Source organism: Streptomyces sparsus, assembly GCF_054776295.1.
Genome location: NZ_BAAHCA010001451.1, coordinates 1 through 833, shown reverse-complemented (window position 1 = coordinate 833; position 833 = coordinate 1). Strand labels below are relative to the sequence as shown.

The 833-nt window shown below is 74.4% G+C and carries 2 protein-coding genes; both read left to right on the top strand.

Translation table 11 applies throughout. From position 1 onward, the window contains the following. On the top strand, positions 1 to 475 hold a 475-nt coding region (locus tag ACYVE9_RS28990), incomplete at its 5' end, for an enoyl-CoA hydratase/isomerase family protein (protein WP_461030851.1). A gap of 77 nt (positions 476 to 552) precedes the next feature. Continuing rightward, a partial coding sequence (locus ACYVE9_RS28985; RefSeq protein WP_461030850.1) for a helix-turn-helix domain-containing protein occupies positions 553 to 833 on the top strand: 281 nt, incomplete at its 3' end.

Here is an 833-nt window from a genome sequence, read left to right as displayed (position 1 = left end):
GCGCTCACGAACCACCTCCCGTGGACGGGAGACGTCAGGATGCCAGCTTTCCGGCGCCTGCGACCTGCGGTTCGCCGCTCGGGGCGCGGTGTTCGGGGTGACGCCGGCGAGGCTGGGTGTGGTCTATCCGCCGTCCTCGACCCGGCGGCTGGCCACCCTCGTCGGCCCGTCCGCGGCCAAGCACCTGCTGTTCTCGGCCGAGCTGATCGACGCGGACCGCGCGCTGCGCGTGGGGCTGGTGGACGAGGTGCTGCCGGACGACGACGCGCTGGACGCCCGGGTCGCGGAGTTCACCCGGACGCTGGGCACCCGCTCGCTGCTGACCCAGACCGCGGCGAAGGAGTTCGTCGACGGTCCGGTGGATCCGGACCGGGCGGCGCACTGGGTACGGCAGGCCCGCGCGAGCGGCGAGGCGGCCGAGGGCGCCGCGGCGTTCCTCGAACGCCGCCCGGCCCGCTTCACCTGGTCCGGCTGACGGGCGCTGCGGGTCCGCGGCAGGAGATCCGGCCCGCCCCCTTCCGACACTAAGCGACCGATCAGTAACCTCATCCCATGACCTCACTCCACGAGCGCGCCGGCCGCCGCTGCCACAACGTCGTGAACCCGCTGCACTCGGCCGTGTACTTCTCCCCCGACCTCACCGACGAGTTCGCCGCCCTGGGCGTCGACGACCCGTCGGCGGTCTACTTCGCCGGCCGGGCGGCGGCGCTGGGCCCGGTCGGGCCGGGAACCGTCACCGCCACCTTCTACAGCTTCAGCCACACGCTGATCAGCCGCTGCGTGCCCCAGGTGTGGCGGACCGCGCCGCCGGAGGCCGCGCTCGCCGCGCGGCT